Below are 17,117 nucleotides of genomic sequence, written 5' to 3' on the forward strand. Positions count from 1 at the left end.
AGAGGCACTGTGTGCCCGCCGTAGGCGCGAGAGGCACTGTGTGCCCGCCGTAGGCGCGAGAGGCACTGTGTGCCCGCCGTAGGCGCGAGAGGCACTGTGTGCCCGCGGAAGACGCTGTGCGTCCAGTCAAGCATTGTGCTGTGACGATTGGCTTAAGCATATCCACAAAGCAAAATAAGCAGGAGAAGACCTTTTCCCTGCAAATCACAAATCTCCCACCCTGGCAAAACCCAGGATGGGAGATTTTCTTTCGTAACAGCCAATTGCTTTTCTCTCTGCCCCATAAATCTTTACAAAACAAAAAGGACCTAGGAAAATCAAACAATTCCTAAGCCCTTAGACCGCACCATCATTTCTGATGATTATTATGCGGACTTCTTCACCGCCAACACAAAAAACTGCTCATACCACAGGATGAACGAATACACGGACCAAATGCGCTGCATATTGGCCGCTTTTCCCGCCTTGTGATCATCCAATAATTTCATGATCGCCTGCTGATTGAAGAATTGCGCCGCAATAGGCCCTTCAAACTTTTCTTTGACCATGTTGTAATACTTATCCTGGCGCAGCCAATCGTTTAGCGGAACCGGGAATCCCAGCTTCTTTTTATTGGCTGTGCGCTCCGGCAGCTGTTTGAGCGCTGCACCGCGTAGGGCCACCTTTGTCACATCGCCATGCACACGGTAGCGGGACGGAATCTGCATCGCCAGCTCCAACATCTTCTTATCCAGGAACGGTACGCGCAGTTCCAAGGAATTTGCCATACTCATGCGGTCTGCCTTTTGCAAAATGTCGAACAGCATCCATGTGTGGATGTCCACATACTGCAATTGCGTCGGCTCATCTAAATCCTTGACCTTGTCAAAATAGGGCTTTGCATAGTCCACCGGGTCCTTCTGATGGTAATCCTTTTTCAGATAGCGGTTCACGTCCCCATACGTAAACACAAAATTGCTGCGCATAAACCGCTGGTACGGCTCCATGCCACCGCGCACAATGAAGTTCTTGCCCTTAAAGTTCGGCATCTTTTTCGCAATGGACGCCGCCGCCCGGCGCAACCCGCGCGGGATTTTCCGATACTTCTCAAAATGCATCCCCGCCAGGTACATCGGGTACCCGCCAAAGAGCTCATCCGCCCCTTCGCCGGAGAGAACCACCTTCACATACTTCCGGGCGTTCTGTGCCAAGAAGAAGAGCGGCACTTCAGACGGATTCGGCAAGGGTTCATCCATATAATACTGGATCGCTTGATTCGCCTCAAAAAACTCGTCCGCGCTCACCTTATTGCTGATGTTCTGCACGCCGATGGTCTTGGAAAAATCCTGCGCATACGGCAGCTCGCTGTACTTTTCCTCCTCGTAACCAACGGAAAACGTCTTTACATCCTTCGCAACCTTGGAAACCTCGCGCACAACATAGCTGGAATCCACGCCGCTGGACAAGAAACAGCCGACCTCTACATCGCTGATCTGGTGGGCCTCCACGCTCTTGGTGAATTCCTCGGTGATACGCGCCTCCCAGTCCTCCAGAGATTTGGATTCGTCGATGTGATACTGAATGTCGTAATATTTGTGGATGCTGAGCTTGCCGTCCTGGTACTCAAAATAATGCCCGCCCAACAGCTTATACACGTTGCGGAACATGGTCTCTTCATCCGGGATATACGAATAACACATGTATTCGGGAAGCCGCTCCTCGTTGAGCTCCGGATGGAAAGCTGGATGTTCCAAAAAGCTTTTGACCTCCGACCCAAACAGGAAGTCCCCATCCTTTTGGTAGTAGTAAAACGGCTTAATGCCAAAGATGTCCCGCGCGCCGAAGAGCTTCTTTGCCCGGCTGTCCCAGATCACAAAGGCATACATGCCGCGCAGCTTTTGCAGCAGCTCCGCGCCGTATTCCTCATACCCGTGCAGCAGCACCTCCGAATCCGTGGAGGTCTTAAACACATGCCCCTTGGCCAGCAAGTCTTTGCGCAATTCCTGGAAATTGTAGATCTCGCCGTTGAACACCAGGACCTTCGTCCCGTCCTCGTTCAAAATCGGCTGAGAACCGCCCTCCAGGTCGATGATGCTCAACCGGCGGAATCCAAACGCCATATCGTCATCCACATAGTAGTCGTCCTGATCCGGCCCGCGGTGTATAATGCGGTCTGCCATCGCCTTGATGACCGCATTTCGATCCCCGCCGTAACCGTTTGTAAAAAATCCAACGAAGCCGCACATGGGCAAAGCCTCCTTTTCTATGCATCAATTGTCAAGGGCAGACGTCCAAGCCGCCCCTATGCTCTCGTAATCAACTGTTCGTACGCTGGGCGCAGGGGTTTCCCGCACCGCTGGATGCTCGCCCGCGCCAATACATCCAAGGCATCCAACACGCCGGGGCCCACGGGACGGTCCCGCTTGATAAGCGAAAGCTCCGTACACCCCAGGACAATGCACTCCGCGCCCTGCCTTCGCACAAAATCGGACGCAAGCTGGAACTTTTCCCATTCCAGTGGCCGCCCGGCCTTGTAATCGTCGTAGATCAGACTCATGACGCGTTGCTGATTCGCTTCATCCGGCAAAATGCAGCGGATCCCCTGCTCCGCCAGCGCATCCTGAAACAAAGACGCGCGTACCGTCCCGGTGGTGGCTAGGATGCCCGCCGCTGCCACGCCGTTCTCCTTCAGGTGGGTGGCGGTCTCACGCAAAATATGGATAAAGGGGATTCCCACAGCTGCGGAAAACTCAAAAAACAGCGCATGGGAGGTGATGCAGGGAATGGCGATGCAGCAGGCCCCCAGCTGTTCCAGCGTTTTGGCCGCATCGACAATCGGCGGCAAGGGCGACGGCTTTGTGCGGTCCAAAATATATGCCGTCCGGTCTGGAATCGAGGGACGGTTCAGTACGATCACATCCAGATGCTCCTGGTCGGTCCATGCATCCGTCATCTCCACGATGCGGCGCAGGAAATAGGCGGTGGCCATTGGCCCCAGTCCCCCGATGACACCCAACGTCTTCATTCGTGCAGCCCCTTATTGCCAAAGCATTTCTTATATTTCTTCCGATAGTTCATCTGGTTGAGGAAGAAGGCCAGTTCATGTTTGAAGTTGCGGTCCGGCTTATACTGCATGGATTGGCAGTATTTTCCCGCCTTGATGAGCGCACGCGCTTTCTCTTTGAGCGCTTCATCGCGCACATATTTGAAAATAACGTCCTTTGGAATGATGCTCCAAAGCACCTCATTGGTGGCAATGGTCAACGGGAGGTCCTTGTGCTCCAAAACGTCCTCCACCAGCCATTTGGCCATATTATATCCGGCGGCAGTCACATAGAAGCTGCTTCTTCCCTGCCGCAGGTTCATCTCAAAGAGCTTATAGCGCCCGTCGCGCGGGTCGAACTTCATATCAAAATTGGCAAATCCGACATAGCCGATGCCCTCCAGGAAATTGCGCATCTGCTCGGAAAGCGCATCGTCGTGCGAGCTGATGATCGCCGCATAGCTGCCGATCCCCTCGGGAGAATGCTCTTCCAACAGCGCGTGGCCCAGGGCAATCAGCTTCACCTTTTTATCCCGCCCGCAATAGCAATTCATCACGCGCATGTTGCTGTCGTCACCGGGGATGTACTCCTGCAAAATCAGGTGATCTTTGTAGGAGGAACCATAGATGGCGTCCAGAATAGCTTCGAATTCCTGGCGGTTATTCGCCACAAAGACCTTTTTCTTATACTGGAAATGGCAGTTCCAATACGCCACCGAATTGCTCGGCTTGATAATCACAGGGAAATCAAAGGGGAGTTCCACACCCTTATAATTCTCGTAAGAACAGGTCGTCGTTTTGGGGAATGCAAATCCATGCTCCTCACAGACCTGGTAGAAGCTCTCTTTGATGCTCAACCGCATCAAAAGCGGCTCGTCGATGCACTCAAAGCGGTAATAGGGGCGCAGCTTGTCCTGGTTGCGCACCAACAGCTTGATATAATTGTCGCCACAGGGCACCAACAAGAGCGTCTTGTTTGGGTAGCGCCCCGCGAAGTCGATCAACGTCTTGCAGAAGACCGCGTCGTCCTCCAAATTGGGTTCCACGCACTCCACGGTGACAATCGCGCTATTGGAGGTCGCGTTTAAGCGCCCCTTCCCCACGGCAACGCTTTTGACGCCGTACGCCTCGTGGAACGACCGCGCCATGCCGTATACATTTACGTCGCTGCCGAGCAACACCGGCAGAAAATCCAACTGGCCCATCAAACATCCTCTTTTCTTCGATGTCGTTTATTATCAAAAGCCCATGTCCGCACGGGCCGGAATGTCTCCATTCTTACAGTATGGCCGCGGGCTCCGCTCCCATACGGGCCCCGCCAATATTTGTATATTATACTATTTTTCCCCAGGAATGACAATAAAAGAATCCAGGAATCCGGCGGGCAAAAACTGTGCAGGTTGCAGGTTTGAAAAGCAAAAGCGGCCCTGCCGTGTGCGGGTTTCCGTACACGGCAGGGCCAAAGGAATCGAAGCGCAAACGTTCTTCGTAGCCTTACTTGCCGGCCTTCCCCTGGTTTGCCACGCTCTGCATTTTGGCGGCGACGACCGCCGGATCGCCGAGGTACTCTTTGTGCACAACGGTAAAATCCGGTGCAAATTCATAGACGAGCGGCACGGCGGTCGGGATGTTTACGCCGACGATCTCTTCCTCGGAGAGGTTCTCAAAATATTTGACCAGCGCGCGCAGGGAATTCCCATGCGCGGCAATCACCACGCGTTCACCCGCTTCGATGCGGGGACGAATCTCCTGCTCAAAATAGGGGATCACACGCGCGATGGTGTCCTTCAGGCTCTCGGTCAGGGGGAGCTGGCGCGGGTCGACCTTGCGGTACTGCGCGTGGCCGCGCGGGTTGCGCTCGTCGCTTTCCTCCAAGGCGGGCGGTTGGATGTCGAAGGAGCGGCGCCAAATTTTCACCTGGTTCTCCCCGTATTTCTGCGCCGTCTCAGATTTGTTCAATCCCTGTAGCGCCCCATAATGGCGCTCGTTGAGTTTCCAATTCTTGACCACCGGCAGCCACTCGCGGTCCATCTGCTCCAGGGTGAAATTCAGTGTATGGATGGCACGCTTTAAATAGGAGGTATAACAAATATCAAAATCGTATCCGGCTTCTTTGAGGGTCTTTCCCGCCTGTTCCGCCTCCTGCCGGCCGGTTTCGGAAAGGCCGACGTCTGTCCAGCCGGTAAACAAATTCAATTTGTTCCACTCGCTCTCGCCATGGCGGATCAAAACCAGTTTTCTATTTTCGCTCAATTCGATCACTCCTTTATTTTCGTTAGCATATGCTAACTATGTTGATTTCTATTATATACCATTTTTATCCATATTGCAAGGCGTCCTTTCCCCAGGGATTCTATTCCACAATATATCCAATATTTCCAAGATCTATGCATGAAAAAACCGCGCCCCAAGAAAATGGAGCGCGGTCAGATCCGCTCATGCAAATTTTATTTTACATATCCATGTGCGGCACGCCATTCTTCCGCCGTACCGGTATAGAAAAAGTCATTCCGCTCGCCGCTCTTCCACCCCATCTTGGAAGCGATTTTACTCACCACGACGCAGAGGATGGGCGAAAGAATCATGGCCAAACACGCATAGATCGGGCCGTCCGGCGTGGTAAAGCCGGAGATCGCCACCGGGACAAAGGCCGTCAGGAAACCGCCCAACATGCCTGCCCATGCGCCCGCGCGGTTGATGCCCTTCCAATACAGGGCGATGGCATACGGCGCCAGGAATGCGCCGGAGATGATTCCCCAGGAATAGGACATCATTTCCAAAATTGGCGTGGGATAATTCGCAACCACATAGGAACCGATGACAAATACCAAGCAAAGCACGCGCGTAAACATTGCGACATGCGAATCGCTCATCTTTGGCTTGATCTTCCCTTTGACCAAATCCATGGCGACCGTGGAGCAGGCCGTCAGCGTAATGCTGGAGAGCGTCGAAACCGAAGCCGAGATCAAGAGGACCAGCACAATGCCGATCAGGATATTGGACAGCCCCGCCATGTTCAGCATATTGGGGATGATGTAATCCTTGCCACCCTCCGGCAGGGTATCGCCGAAGAAGAGGTGGGAGAAGGACCCGATAAAATAGCCGCCGCCCGCCACCAGCAAAGCAAAGAAAGTGGAAATCACCGTGCCGCGCTTGACCTCCCGGTCATCCCGGATGCCGTAATACTTATGAACCATCTGCGGCAATCCCCAGGTGCCGAAGCTGGTCATGAGAATCGTCGCCACAAGGGACAAGGCCGTCTGCGACGACATCGGCGACATGCCGCTTTCCTTCATATAATCGCTCATACGCCGGACGCCTTCTGTAAGGCCGCCCACCTGCGGACAAATGACAACCATCACCACCAGTGCAGCCACGCCGAACATCATCACAATGCCCTGCACAAAATCGGCCTTCAAGGTGGCCATATAGCCGCCCAGCACCAACACCACCGCGGATGCCACCGCGATCATAATCATGCAGACCCGTTCGTCGATGTTCAGCAAAATGGAGCATACGCTGGTTAGGCCCTTATAGACGGACGCCGAATAGGGCAGCAGGAAAATGAAGATCACAATGCAAGAGAAAATCTTCATGCCGTTGCTCTGATACCGCATTTCAAAGAGCTGGGGCATGGATTTGATTTTGAGACGCCGCGTGACCTCTCGGGTGCGCCCCGCCAACACCATCCACGCCAAGAGGGAACCGAACACCGCATTTCCAATTCCCACCAGTGTGGCATATAATCCGTAGCTCCAGCCGGAGCCTCCGGAATACCCGATAAACATAACGGCGGAAAAATACGCCGTTCCGTAGGACAGAGCGGAAATCCACGCGCCTGCATTGCGCCCGCCGACGGTGAAACTCGCCATTCCGCCGCTGTTCTTGGAATTCACCACGCCAATGACCACCATAAAGATGGCATAGATGGCGATGACAATCCAAATGGTTGCCTCTTTGCTCATAATTGTTCCCCCTAAGCTACTTTTTCGATTTAAACCTTCGATGCTTTGACTTGATAAATTATCGCTATTCTATCAAAAAGTCCAACGAAAGGCAATTGATTTTTTGCACAAAATATAGAAGGTTTCTTCGGGAAACGTGGTGAAAGAAGGAACTTTAAAGAATAAACTGCGCCAAATTCATAACCGGAATGCCTTTTTTCTGACAATACGTTACCGTATATTTTGTTCCACCTTTTGGGTAAACCAGGTAGGAAAGGCAAACATCGCTGTGGTCGACCATATAGTGATTTCTCTTTTGCATACAGCCGCGAAAATAGTGATCCGAAATGTATAGAATTTCGTCGGCATTCTTCTCAATAAGGCGTTGATAATTGGATCGGATTTCTTCCTTCCATACTTGGTCGTGACCTTTATATGGCAATGCCAAAATCAATCGAATCTGTGGATATTGTTCACGCGCTTTTAAAACCGCCTGTTCCGCCAAAAAGTCAAATCCTAGCGCTCCCCCTGCGTAGAAATGGACGATTCCCTCCGCAATGAAAGCTTCTATTTGCCTGGCCAATGGCCCTTGAATGGCATTTACAGCTTCCCTTGGTAAATCTCTATGTCCGGTAAAACAACAGCTTTTCATATTCTTCCTCCAAATTGTATTCGTTTTTGTAATCGTTTTTCAATTCTATTCATACTATAGAATATAGAATACAATTTTTCAAGAGGTGAGGTGAAATGTCCAAATTCATTCCAAAGCCATATAAAAAAGAGCCGATTACCATTCGAATGAGTTCTGAGAAGATCGAACAAATTGACCGCCTATCTGCGGAATTCAACTTAAGCCGCAGCGCTTTTATCAATCAATGTATTGACTATGCAATGGAACACATGTCACCACCAAACCAAAAGGATTCTAAGGAATAAATGTTTATTACAATGTGAGATATTTCGTATGTTTCAGATCAATAAGCAATTTAAAAGCGCAAATGTTCCGCGAACTATCCGCTTCACGGAATCCTTATTTGCCGACCTGAATAAAGTTGCTCAGGAAAATCACATTTCTTAAAATTCTTTGGTGCTCCAATGTTGCAAATATACATTGGACAGCCTCTTTTCTTCCTCAGAAGGATCACTATAAATGCAAAAAGCGGCGCTATCCGAACGTTCAGATAGCGCCGCTTTTATCATGATCATTCTTTTTCCAAATAGCCTTTTTCGATGCTCTCCTGAATCATCTTGTCTACAAACGGCCAAACCTCCGGGAGCGCCACACGGATGGGATCCATCCGCTCATACACCTGCGCGCTCTTTACGCCGCCCAATCCCCAGGTGTGCCCCTGGGTCAGGTAGTTGTTCAAAAAGGGCTGCAAGCGGTCAATGGCCGCCGCATATTGGGCGTCCGGCGTCTCCATTGCGTCAAACTCTTCCCATAGCGCCCGAATCTCCGCTGCCTGGTCCTCCGGCAACAGTGCAAAGAGCTTATCCGCCGCTTCGGTCTCCCTCTGCCGTTTGTCCTGGTTTCCCTGCACATCGTAGGCAAAGGTATCGCCCGCGTAAATCTCAATCAAATCGTGCACCAACGCCATGCGGATGACGCGCGCGCAGTCGACCTTTTCCGGGTCCGCATATTCCGCCAGCAGCATGGCCATCAAAGCAAAATGCCAAGAATGCTCAGCATCCGACTCCCGCCGCGTCTTGTCGATCAAGATGGTCCGGCGGTAGACGCTTTTCATCTTATCCACCTCTACCAGAAAGCGCATTTGCTGTTCCAGCCGATTGACGTCCATCTATCTTTCCTCGCTTTCTTTATGCCGGAAGGAACTCCTGCTCCAACCGCAGCACCATTTCCTCGTAGGTACGCGCACATGCCTCCGGTTTTCCGGCCTCCAAATCCTTGAGGCATGACTGCAAATACTCCTGCCAGATTCGCTGGTAGACCGCCCCGCGGTCCGCCCGGCGGTCAATTTTTTGCACCAGCATTGGCGCGTATAAGTAATATTCCTGAATCTTCCGCTCTCCGCCCGGCGCCTTTGCAAGCCAATCGTCCCGGAATTTGCGGAAGGTGGTGAGCTCGTAGCAATCGTCCGCTTTTCCCTGGAATTCGCAGACAGCCGTGGTGATAAAGCAAAGCCGTTGGCGGAATCCATGGCGGATCTCATCGTAGCGCGCTTTTCCCAACGGCTTTTTGGGATACTGCTTATTCCATTTTTCCAGGAATTGATCGGCTAGGGCCTCCGTCGCCTCGTGCCCCTGCTCCAAAATCGCCGGGATTAAAAAAGCGACAACCGTATACCGGTAGTCAAAAAAGGTTGTGTCGTTCTCTTTTACTTGCAGCTTCTGGAACAGCTCCAAAAAGCGCTCCATTAGGAACAAGCTGTATTCTTCTGCCGCGCGTTGCGCTGTACTCGCCTCCGCCGCAACACAGAACGCGCGCAAGGCTGGCGCCAGCTTTTCCACATACGCCTGGAACGCCTCCGGATACCCGTGGTTGTTCACCGCTTGGATATTGGCTTTGTAAGCCACCACATCGTCCTTCATCAATTCCTTTGCCGTATGCAGCAGCGCGCGATAGGAATCTGTATCCTCCTGTGCGTGCAGCACCTGCTGCACATCGATCGGCTTTGCGCAATACATGCACACCACCTGCTGTGCATCGTCTGGCAGCTGAAGCTCCTTGCCGCAGTGGGGACATTGGGCAGAAATAAATTGCATTCGGTAACACCTCTTTGTGAAACGAAATCACGAATTTGATCCGTGATCCTTTATATATTCCTTGATTTTGTCAAAGCTTTCCTGGCTGATCACATGCTCAATCCGGCAAGCATCCTGGACGGCGGTCTCCGGATCGACTCCCAGAACCTTGCGAAAGAAATCGGATAACACGGTGTGGCGCTCATAAACGGCGCTGGCCCGCGCAAAACCGCTCTCTGTCAGGACAATATTCCCGCTCTTTTCCATCACAATCAGCCCCGCCTTGCGCAGGATGCTCATCGCGCGGCTGACGCTCGCCTTTGTAAAGGAGAGCTCATTGGCAATATCCACAGAGCGCACATAACCGTTTCGATTTTTTAATATCAGAATGGTTTCCAAATAGTTTTCGCCTGACTCCTGAATCTTCATGGGACCCCTCCTGTGCTGATGTGGGTTTGTATTCTTATGATTATAGCAGTTTTCCTTAAAAATGACAAGGAATTTCCCATTCCTTTATTGTTTTCATCCATAGGTGCTTTTTCCCTTTTATGATAGAATAGAGTGGCATTTGCACAAGAGGTTTTTTCGCCTCGTCTTTCCAAAATGTATATTGATAAATAAAAAATACAATATGTTTTACGATTTTCAATGAAGGAGCAAAGCCAATGATTACCGTTTCCGATCTTGGCCTCAGTTTTAGCGGCCAGAACCTATTTTCCCATGTCAATCTTCTGTTCACGGCGGGCAACTGCTACGGCGTCATCGGCGCGAACGGAGCCGGAAAATCCACGTTCTTAAAGATTCTCTCCGGCGAGCTGGAGCCCACCAAGGGCGAGGTCATCATCGACCCCAAGCTGCGCATGTCCGTTTTGAAGCAGGACCACCATGCGTATGACGCATACACCGTATTTGAAACCATCCTGATGGGCAATCCGCGCCTATACGAGGTTTTAAAGCAGAAGGACGCGCTCTATGCAAAAGAGGACTTCTCCGATGCGGACGGCGACCTGGCCGCCGAATTGGAGGCGGAATTTGCAGAGCTAAACGGCTGGGAGGCCGAAACAGAGGCCGGAAAGCTCTTACAGGGCTTGGGATTGGACAACATGTTGCTGTATTCCCAGATGGACTCCCTGCCTGGCAACGAAAAGGTGAAGGTATTGCTGGCACAATCGCTGTTTGGCCATCCGGATATCATCCTTCTGGACGAACCGACAAACGACCTCGACGTGCGGTCCATCGCCTGGCTGGAGGATTTTCTCGCGGATTACGAGGGCACGGTGATCGTCGTGTCCCATGACCGCCATTTCCTGAACAATGTCTGCACCCATATTGTCGACATCGATTACAACAAAATCAAGCTCTATGTGGGTAACTACGACTTCTGGTATGAATCCAGCCAGCTGATGCAGCGCGTGATGCGCGACCAGAACAAAAAGGCGGAGGAAAAGATCAAGGAACTCCAATCGTTTATCCAGCGTTTCTCCGCCAACAAGAGCAAATCCAAGCAGGCGACCTCCCGCAAAAAGCTGCTGGAAAAGATCACCGTGGAGGAAATGCCCGCCTCGAGCCGCCGGTACCCGTTTGTCGGCTTTACGATGGACCGCGAACCGGGCAAGGAAATTTTGGAGGTGGAAAACCTCTCCAAAACGGTTGACGGCGTCAAGGTGCTCAACAACGTCAGTTTCCGTGTCAACAAGGGCGATAAGATCGCCTTCCTCGCCAAAAATGATATTGTCACCACGACGCTGTTCAAGATTTTGATGGAAGAACTGGAAGCCGACGAGGGACGCTTCAAATGGGGCGTATCCACCACCCAATCGTACTTCCCGCAGGACAACTCCGCATACTTCAACGGCTGTGATCTGAGCATCATCAAATGGCTGGAACAGTACGCGCAGGACACCACGGAAACGTATCTGCGCAGTTTCCTCGGCAAGATGCTCTTCTCCGGCGACGACGTGCAAAAACCGGTCAACGTGCTCTCCGGCGGCGAAAAAGTGCGCTGCATGTTGTCCCGGATGATGATGTTCGGTTCCAACGTCCTGGTTGTGGACCAGCCCACCAACCACCTCGATCTGGAATCCATCACCGCTGTGAACAATGGCTTGATCGCCTTTAAGGGGATTGTCCTCTTTGCTTCGCACGACCACCAATTCATCCAGACGGTCGCCAACCGGATTATTGAGATCACGGACGACGGCATCATCGACCGCCTCGGCACCTACGACGAATATTTGGAATCCATGAACCGGATGTAAAAACGTTTCTGCCTTCCGGAAAAAATGGCTGCGCCTTTGCAGCCTGAATCTTTCAAAAAAGACGCGCCCTTCCCCATCTATTTGGATGAGGAAGGGCGCGTCTTTTCATATAGATAAAGAGCCTTATAAAACAAACTGTTCGATTGCGCGTGCCACACCGTCCTGTTCGTTGGAAGCCGTACGGTATTTGGCCGCTGCCTTTGCCTCCGGCGTCCCGTCCTCCATGGCGACGGAGCACCCGGCATACCGCAACATTTCAACGTCGTTGCCGCTGTCCCCTACAGCCATCACATTCTCCGGGGGAATCTGCAACCGTTGGCAAAGATGATGCAGCGCATCCCCTTTGCTCGCCCCGTCGCGGTTTAGTTCGATATTGCTTCCAGCCGAAGAGACCACCGTGACGCCCGGCATCGCCTCAAACTGCTTCCACAGCTTTTCGCGCAATCCCGACTCCACATGGGCCAGATTCAGCTTTTCCACACCCTCCGGATGCTCCTCCAACAGCGTCTGGAAGCTGTCCAGCTCGATCTGCGTCTTGCGAATATTCTCAATAAATTCCACCGCAAATGGGAGGTCAACCACCCTGACGAGGGAACGCTTTTCCGCATAGATGTTCCCCCCACAGTAGATCTGGGTCAACAGGCCGTAAGGTTCCAAAATCTGAAGAATCTGCCGGACGGTCTCTGCGGGGATTGGATTCGAATAAATCACGCGATTTTCCACCCGATCCCATACGGACGCCCCATTGGAATTGATCACATAGCGGATGCCGTCCAACTCATAAAAGACCTTTGGCAGCATAGCCGCCACCCGCCCTGTGGCGGGTACAACGGTGACCCCCTTCGCAAGCGCCTGCTCAATGGAGCGCCGCACGGCAGGCGTGACGGTCAGATGGTCGTCCAACAAAACGGTCCCATCCATATCGAGCGCAACCAATTGGATTCCCATTGGTGATTCCCCCTTAAACCGGAAATGTATCCATCTGCATGGTATAGACGATATACCATGCAGATCGTATCTTGGACTGCACATTTCATCATACCCGAGGATCGAAAAGCCCTTCCAAAATTAGCATTATCACCGGGGCAGAATCAAATGCAGCGTACAATTTCTTCTTTGCAATATAAAAAGTATAAACAAAATTCCTGCGGACTTAATTGCAAAGGGAAAAATTCTAGAGAATGCAGCCGCCAGAGTTTTTCTTTTTGGATTCTAAAAAACTGTGCAGTCTTACCATGGTGGTTTCCAGCCCACTGAAAAATAGGAATGCGCCCCAAAGAAAGGCAAGGGACTTGCAACAAACAAGCACCCCCGCCATAAGATAGTTAGAAGAACCGGACGGCAGGAAAGCCGTCCAAATTTTATCTGGATTGGGGCGATTCTATGCTGACAGCTCTGCTCTCCTGCGCGCTTTCCGGCCTGATTTTTTTCATTCTGCATGTCACAGGCGCTGGCTCTTTCCCCAGGCCCCTAACCGCGGAGGAAGAACGCAACTGCCTCGAACGCCTCAAAAATGGGGACCGGCACGCGCGCGACGAATTGATCGAACACAATCTCCGGTTGGTCGCGCATATCGTCAAAAAATACTATTCCAACACAAGCGACCAAGACGATTTGATCTCCATTGGTACCATTGGGCTGATTAAAGCGGTCAACACATTCGATCACACGAAGGGAATCCGCCTTTCCAGTTATGCGGCGCGGTGTATTGAAAATCCTATTCTATTGTAACGGAACAAATGAAATTTGAGAACGAAAACTTCGCATCATGCTGCGAAAAATGGAGCGTTTTCTGTCACTTGCGCGGACACAGGTATGTTATGATACGCAGCATATCATATGCAATAGAAGTATCCCCCCTGATCATTCTGCATTTTCCTCTGCTCACTCCCAGAAAATTTCTGGATGCCCAGATATTCAATCTTCGCTTTTCAGACCCATCGGAAATGACGCAGATTGCGGACAAGCTCCGGTGGTACCGCTACAGGCACGCCCTGCTTCAGAGCGAGGTCGCGGACCGGATCGGGGTCGATCCGAAAACCTACATGCGTTATGAAGAATATGGCCGGGATTACTATCCAATCGAGCATATGCAAAAGCTTGCTGGGATGTACGTTGTCCCTGTCGAAAGCTTGCTGGATGACTACAACCTATTTTTGTACCATGATCAGGGACGGCAGATTCGAGAGAGGCGCTTGTCCCAGAAATTGACGCAGAAGGCCTATGCTGCAAATCTTGGCGTCTCGTTGGATAAGCTTAAGAAATGGGAGGAAAACAGGGTAAGGATGTTCAAATCCACATGGGAGAAGTATTTCCGGTAAACAAAGCCGCCCGCTGCAGTCACAGCTGACTGCGGCGGGCGGTCCCTCTATGTATTTATGCTTTTGCGGCCTTTTTCTCCGCTTTGATGACGTTCACCACTGCATCCACCAGTTCCAGTTTCTGCTCGGTGGGACAAGGCATTTTTTCGATCATCTTCTGGGCGTGTTCTGCGTGGAAACGGGCCAGCGTTTTCTCCAGTTCTTTTTTGCCCTGTTGTGTCCTGGGCAGGATCAGGAATACTTCTATGTCTGTCCCTCCTTTCTGCGGACTGGTTCAATCTATGCGGCGAAGCTTGTACATTATCCCTCACCGGATTATGGCTGTGCCTCTTTCACAATGAGCTTTGCGTCGGCAGGGTAATTGAGCGTGATCAACGACGGTCTGCCAAGCCCCTGTTTCTTCCGGATAATGAGGCCGCAGTATTCCAGCTCCCGGAATATCCTTGTGACGCATTGCCTGCTGCGATGCAGTCGTTCCTGTGCCTGTTCCACCGTGAAATACAGGCGGATAGTTCCGTCCGGTTCTACGTAACCGTTCTGCTTGGAAATACTTGCCCGATCCAGCAGCATAGCATACAGCACCTTGGCATCGTTGGTGATGTCCCGCAGCGCCTCATCTTGAAAAAGAAATCTGGGCAGAGGTATATAGGAAGCTGCCGGACTTTGTGTGGTAAATTTGCAAAATTCTTTCACAGTGCCTCCCTCCCATCCATCTTATCCGGACTGCTGTTGATTGGATTGATGGATAACTATCTTGAGAGTTGATTATTTCTTATTAGTTAGGGAATGAATTTCATCCGTCAGGAGCGATCAGAAACCCGCCGTCAAGAAATCCAATAACGGATCACTCTGGAGCGTCAGAATCTCTGCAATCTGAAAACCCGGTGACGGAGGGCCCTACAGCAGTCAGAGTTCCTCCTTCTGGTACTGCTTAAAAAGCTTCCAGACTTCGCCGACTCTTTCTTTCAGCTCAGCCACATCATTTTCATAAAAATGCCCGGTCTGATTGATGCGTCGGCAGATGTAGTTGATATTTGCAGCGATCCCGCTGACAGCTGCAGCCAGCTTTTTCTGCTCAGTGTAGTCCACCTGGATGATATAGCCGTCGATCAGCATTTTCCGTGCGTATGCCCCAAAGTTCTGGGTTCTGAGCTGCTGCATCTTTTGCAGAATGATGTTCCACTCCGTCTCATCCAGACAGATTTCCTTTCGGATAGGTCGGGTGCGTTTCGGCATTGCATCCTCCTTACAGCAGCGTCAGGACAGACACGCCGTCCTCACAGTGAATGTCGAGATACCCCCACTCATTCAGCTCCGAAAAAATCTTGGAGAGCTTTTCTTCTGTCGTGTGCAGCTCCCTGGCCATCTCAGCAAGAATCCACCGGCTTTCATCACAGGTGTACAGGATAGCAGCAACGGCTTTGGCATCGTTGGAGAGGTGCGGATTCAGCAACAGATCTGTCGGGACGGACGTTCTACGGATGCGTGTGTTATTTCGGTTCAGGTTCACCATGGTTTGAGCTCCTTTCAGATTTTGAAATACGATTTGATTTGTTTGAACGCTGTGCTGGGGGACGGCGCCTTTCACTATCCTACGGACAGAACAATGCTTTCTGTCACGGCTCTGTCATGCAACACTCCCTGTAAGAAGGCTGTTTTGCCCCTCTTCACTTTTCAACGGACATTATATTGCGGATTGTCTCGGTTTTGTCACGATGCTGACGAAAAAGAAGCACCTGCCGGTTCCGGCAAGTGCTTCAAGAACAGCGTATTCTGTTATTCATCCCCATCCCAAATGGAAATGGCAGGGGTGTTGGTAATAATTCGCAGAATGCCGTCCGCCTCGTCCCGTTGGCGGAGGAGCACAGAAAATGCCTTGTAAAAAGCTGCCTGTCTGCGTTCCACTGCACCGCGATTCAGGTGCATGGCCTCAGCTGTTTTACGGATGGACAGCCCCTCGGAAAAGCGTTTCTGAAACAGCTCAGTATAGTCATTCAGAATCGTTTTCATGGACTGCTGCAGAAAAGACATATCTTCGCACATAGCCTGATATTCCGCCTTGCTGGTAATGCCAATATACCGCTTACGCTCCCGGATCAGCTTGTAGCGCCGCAGATCCATCCGGTAATTGGTGCAGATATCTTTTGCATACTCGTAATAGCTGTGGCTGCGCCGGACGCATCGAGGCTGATATTCATCATCGATATAGGTGATTGGTTTCCGCTTGGGTTCCGGAAAGCCGTCCTCTGTTACTTCTCCGATCATTTCCGGTTCGACCTCACGCCGAGTCTGACGGATGTATTTATCCTTAAGAATACCATCTACATTCACCTGCTCACAAAAGGACTCCAAGTGGATGGTGTAGTATTCCTCATTGCCTTCCCGGATGAAGCTGGCATCCTTGCAGATCACAACAGCATCGCCGGTATCGATATCTTTTACCACGCGGACAACGTAGATCCGCTTGCCGTCGTATCGTTTATAGTAACCAGCAAAAACGCGTTTGACTGCCATGCATAGGTCCCTCCTTTCCGGGTGATTTTCCATCAGTATATCATAGAATGCAGCCGATAAACAGGACAATTTGAAAAAACGCGGATCAGGGAATATGAAGAATAGCAAGCACAGCCGGTGTCCGTACACACGGCGATTTTCGCTTGTTGGGATAGTCCCAAACCCTGTATTTTTGATAAACCTCGGCTGCAGTCAGAGAAATGAGATGATACCAAAAGAACACAACCAGCTGGTGCTTCAGACTGTATAATCTTCATGTGCTGAGGTAAGAGATGTTCGCAATTCAGTGCGAAAGTCTCTTGCTTTATAGCCTAAAACAACGTATAATTATGTCGATATCTGTAGTTGGAGGTCG

The 17,117-nt window shown here is 51.2% G+C and carries 18 protein-coding genes; 4 read left to right on the forward strand and 14 right to left on the reverse strand.

Annotated features, from left to right (window positions below):
- Positions 1-365 precede the first annotated feature (365 nt).
- The 6 genes from asnB to I2E77_RS01425 form a co-directional block, all read right to left on the reverse strand.
- Positions 366-2,225 carry an asparagine synthase (glutamine-hydrolyzing) gene (gene asnB / locus I2E77_RS01400; protein ID WP_195450468.1) on the reverse strand — a complete coding sequence of 620 codons (1,860 nt, stop codon included), beginning with the start codon at positions 2,223-2,225 and terminating at the stop codon, positions 366-368.
- Between the two features lie 56 nt (positions 2,226-2,281).
- The gene (locus I2E77_RS01405; RefSeq protein WP_195450469.1) at positions 2,282-3,004 is read right to left on the reverse strand and encodes an aspartate/glutamate racemase family protein; all 723 of its coding nucleotides are present in this window, start codon (positions 3,002-3,004) and stop codon (positions 2,282-2,284) included.
- Positions 3,001-4,227, reverse strand: a complete 1,227-nt coding sequence (locus tag I2E77_RS01410; RefSeq protein ID WP_195450470.1) for a carboxylate--amine ligase — start codon at positions 4,225-4,227, stop codon at positions 3,001-3,003. Before I2E77_RS01410 ends, I2E77_RS01405 begins: the two co-directional genes overlap by 4 nt.
- A gap of 289 nt (positions 4,228-4,516) precedes the next feature.
- Positions 4,517-5,275: a 2,3-diphosphoglycerate-dependent phosphoglycerate mutase gene (gpmA, locus tag I2E77_RS01415; protein WP_195450471.1), complete on the reverse strand. Its 759-nt coding sequence runs from the start codon at positions 5,273-5,275 to the stop codon at positions 4,517-4,519.
- Between the two features lie 194 nt (positions 5,276-5,469).
- The gene (locus tag I2E77_RS01420; protein ID WP_191363022.1) at positions 5,470-6,987 is read right to left on the reverse strand and encodes a sodium:solute symporter family protein; all 1,518 of its coding nucleotides are present in this window, start codon (positions 6,985-6,987) and stop codon (positions 5,470-5,472) included.
- A 154-nt stretch (positions 6,988-7,141) separates the two neighbouring features.
- Complete coding sequence (locus I2E77_RS01425; RefSeq protein ID WP_087230692.1) at positions 7,142-7,618, reverse strand: SLOG family protein; 477 nt, start codon at positions 7,616-7,618, stop codon at positions 7,142-7,144.
- Positions 7,619-7,713: 95 nt separating this feature from the next.
- Here I2E77_RS01425 and I2E77_RS01430 point away from each other — a divergent pair, with 95 nt between their 5' ends.
- Positions 7,714-7,902: a hypothetical protein gene (locus tag I2E77_RS01430; protein ID WP_087230688.1), complete on the forward strand. Its 189-nt coding sequence runs from the start codon at positions 7,714-7,716 to the stop codon at positions 7,900-7,902.
- A gap of 266 nt (positions 7,903-8,168) precedes the next feature.
- On the opposite strand, the gene I2E77_RS01435 is transcribed toward I2E77_RS01430, so the two are convergent.
- From I2E77_RS01435 to I2E77_RS01445, 3 genes are read right to left on the reverse strand one after another with little or no spacing between them, the layout of a single operon-like run.
- Positions 8,169-8,765 (reverse strand): HD domain-containing protein, encoded by a 597-nt coding sequence (locus I2E77_RS01435; RefSeq protein ID WP_087230686.1) that lies wholly within the window; start codon positions 8,763-8,765, stop codon positions 8,169-8,171.
- Positions 8,766-8,784: 19 nt separating this feature from the next.
- Positions 8,785-9,690, reverse strand: a complete 906-nt coding sequence (locus tag I2E77_RS01440; RefSeq protein ID WP_191405743.1) for a CFI-box-CTERM domain-containing protein — start codon at positions 9,688-9,690, stop codon at positions 8,785-8,787.
- Between the two features lie 27 nt (positions 9,691-9,717).
- Positions 9,718-10,098 carry a metal-dependent transcriptional regulator gene (locus tag I2E77_RS01445; protein WP_087230680.1) on the reverse strand — a complete coding sequence of 127 codons (381 nt, stop codon included), beginning with the start codon at positions 10,096-10,098 and terminating at the stop codon, positions 9,718-9,720.
- Between the two features lie 236 nt (positions 10,099-10,334).
- Here I2E77_RS01445 and I2E77_RS01450 point away from each other — a divergent pair, with 236 nt between their 5' ends.
- The gene (locus tag I2E77_RS01450) at positions 10,335-11,927 is read left to right on the forward strand and encodes an ABC-F family ATP-binding cassette domain-containing protein (protein WP_087230677.1); all 1,593 of its coding nucleotides are present in this window, start codon (positions 10,335-10,337) and stop codon (positions 11,925-11,927) included.
- 123 nt (positions 11,928-12,050) lie between these two features.
- Here I2E77_RS01450 and I2E77_RS01455 read toward each other — a convergent pair whose 3' ends face one another.
- On the reverse strand, positions 12,051-12,875 hold the full coding sequence (locus I2E77_RS01455) for a Cof-type HAD-IIB family hydrolase (protein ID WP_195450472.1): 825 nt from the start codon (positions 12,873-12,875) through the stop codon (positions 12,051-12,053).
- Between the two features lie 435 nt (positions 12,876-13,310).
- Here I2E77_RS01455 and I2E77_RS01460 point away from each other — a divergent pair, with 435 nt between their 5' ends.
- Both I2E77_RS01460 and I2E77_RS01465 read left to right on the forward strand, forming a co-directional pair.
- Complete coding sequence (locus I2E77_RS01460; RefSeq protein WP_195450473.1) at positions 13,311-13,658, forward strand: sigma-70 family RNA polymerase sigma factor; 348 nt, start codon at positions 13,311-13,313, stop codon at positions 13,656-13,658.
- 215 nt (positions 13,659-13,873) lie between these two features.
- Positions 13,874-14,248 (forward strand): hypothetical protein, encoded by a 375-nt coding sequence (locus I2E77_RS01465; protein WP_195450474.1) that lies wholly within the window; start codon positions 13,874-13,876, stop codon positions 14,246-14,248.
- 315 nt (positions 14,249-14,563) lie between these two features.
- Here the strand turns inward: I2E77_RS01465 and I2E77_RS01470 are convergent, their stop codons facing one another.
- The 4 genes from I2E77_RS01470 to I2E77_RS01485 all read right to left on the reverse strand — a co-directional run bounded on the left by I2E77_RS01470 (position 14,564) and on the right by I2E77_RS01485 (position 16,762).
- On the reverse strand, positions 14,564-14,941 hold the full coding sequence (locus I2E77_RS01470; protein WP_195450475.1) for a replication initiator protein A: 378 nt from the start codon (positions 14,939-14,941) through the stop codon (positions 14,564-14,566).
- Positions 14,942-15,154: 213 nt separating this feature from the next.
- Entirely contained in the window at positions 15,155-15,484 is a 330-nt protein-coding gene (locus tag I2E77_RS01475; protein WP_195450476.1) for a plasmid mobilization protein, read from the reverse strand.
- A gap of 10 nt (positions 15,485-15,494) precedes the next feature.
- Positions 15,495-15,761: a hypothetical protein gene (locus I2E77_RS01480; RefSeq protein ID WP_195450477.1), complete on the reverse strand. Its 267-nt coding sequence runs from the start codon at positions 15,759-15,761 to the stop codon at positions 15,495-15,497.
- 263 nt (positions 15,762-16,024) lie between these two features.
- The gene (locus I2E77_RS01485) at positions 16,025-16,762 is read right to left on the reverse strand and encodes a hypothetical protein (protein WP_195450478.1); all 738 of its coding nucleotides are present in this window, start codon (positions 16,760-16,762) and stop codon (positions 16,025-16,027) included.
- Positions 16,763-17,117: the final 355 nt, after the last annotated feature.

It is taken from the genome of Anaeromassilibacillus sp. 1001302B_160321_C8, from assembly GCF_015554745.1.
In the GTDB taxonomy this organism is placed as follows: Bacteria; Bacillota; Clostridia; order Oscillospirales; family Acutalibacteraceae; genus Anaeromassilibacillus; species Anaeromassilibacillus stercoravium.

Excerpts from the sequence above, each read along its gene's own strand:
- I2E77_RS01430 (WP_087230688.1), top strand. The coding sequence starts at position 7,714 with ATGTCCAAATTCATTCCAAAGCCATATAAAAAAGAGCCGATTACCATT.
- I2E77_RS01425 (WP_087230692.1), bottom strand. The coding sequence starts at position 7,618 with ATGAAAAGCTGTTGTTTTACCGGACATAGAGATTTACCAAGGGAAGCT.
- I2E77_RS01460 (WP_195450473.1), top strand. The coding sequence starts at position 13,311 with ATGCTGACAGCTCTGCTCTCCTGCGCGCTTTCCGGCCTGATTTTTTTC.
- I2E77_RS01410 (WP_195450470.1), bottom strand. The coding sequence starts at position 4,227 with ATGGGCCAGTTGGATTTTCTGCCGGTGTTGCTCGGCAGCGACGTAAAT.
- I2E77_RS01475 (WP_195450476.1), bottom strand. The coding sequence starts at position 15,484 with ATGCCGAAACGCACCCGACCTATCCGAAAGGAAATCTGTCTGGATGAG.
- I2E77_RS01450 (WP_087230677.1), top strand. The coding sequence starts at position 10,335 with ATGATTACCGTTTCCGATCTTGGCCTCAGTTTTAGCGGCCAGAACCTA.
- I2E77_RS01420 (WP_191363022.1), bottom strand. The coding sequence starts at position 6,987 with ATGAGCAAAGAGGCAACCATTTGGATTGTCATCGCCATCTATGCCATC.
- I2E77_RS01465 (WP_195450474.1), top strand. The coding sequence starts at position 13,874 with ATGACGCAGATTGCGGACAAGCTCCGGTGGTACCGCTACAGGCACGCC.
- asnB (WP_195450468.1), bottom strand. The coding sequence starts at position 2,225 with ATGTGCGGCTTCGTTGGATTTTTTACAAACGGTTACGGCGGGGATCGA.
- I2E77_RS01455 (WP_195450472.1), bottom strand. The coding sequence starts at position 12,875 with ATGGGAATCCAATTGGTTGCGCTCGATATGGATGGGACCGTTTTGTTG.
- I2E77_RS01405 (WP_195450469.1), bottom strand. The coding sequence starts at position 3,004 with ATGAAGACGTTGGGTGTCATCGGGGGACTGGGGCCAATGGCCACCGCC.
- I2E77_RS01445 (WP_087230680.1), bottom strand. The coding sequence starts at position 10,098 with ATGAAGATTCAGGAGTCAGGCGAAAACTATTTGGAAACCATTCTGATA.
- I2E77_RS01480 (WP_195450477.1), bottom strand. The coding sequence starts at position 15,761 with ATGGTGAACCTGAACCGAAATAACACACGCATCCGTAGAACGTCCGTC.
- I2E77_RS01485 (WP_195450478.1), bottom strand. The coding sequence starts at position 16,762 with ATGGCAGTCAAACGCGTTTTTGCTGGTTACTATAAACGATACGACGGC.
- I2E77_RS01435 (WP_087230686.1), bottom strand. The coding sequence starts at position 8,765 with ATGGACGTCAATCGGCTGGAACAGCAAATGCGCTTTCTGGTAGAGGTG.
- I2E77_RS01440 (WP_191405743.1), bottom strand. The coding sequence starts at position 9,690 with ATGCAATTTATTTCTGCCCAATGTCCCCACTGCGGCAAGGAGCTTCAG.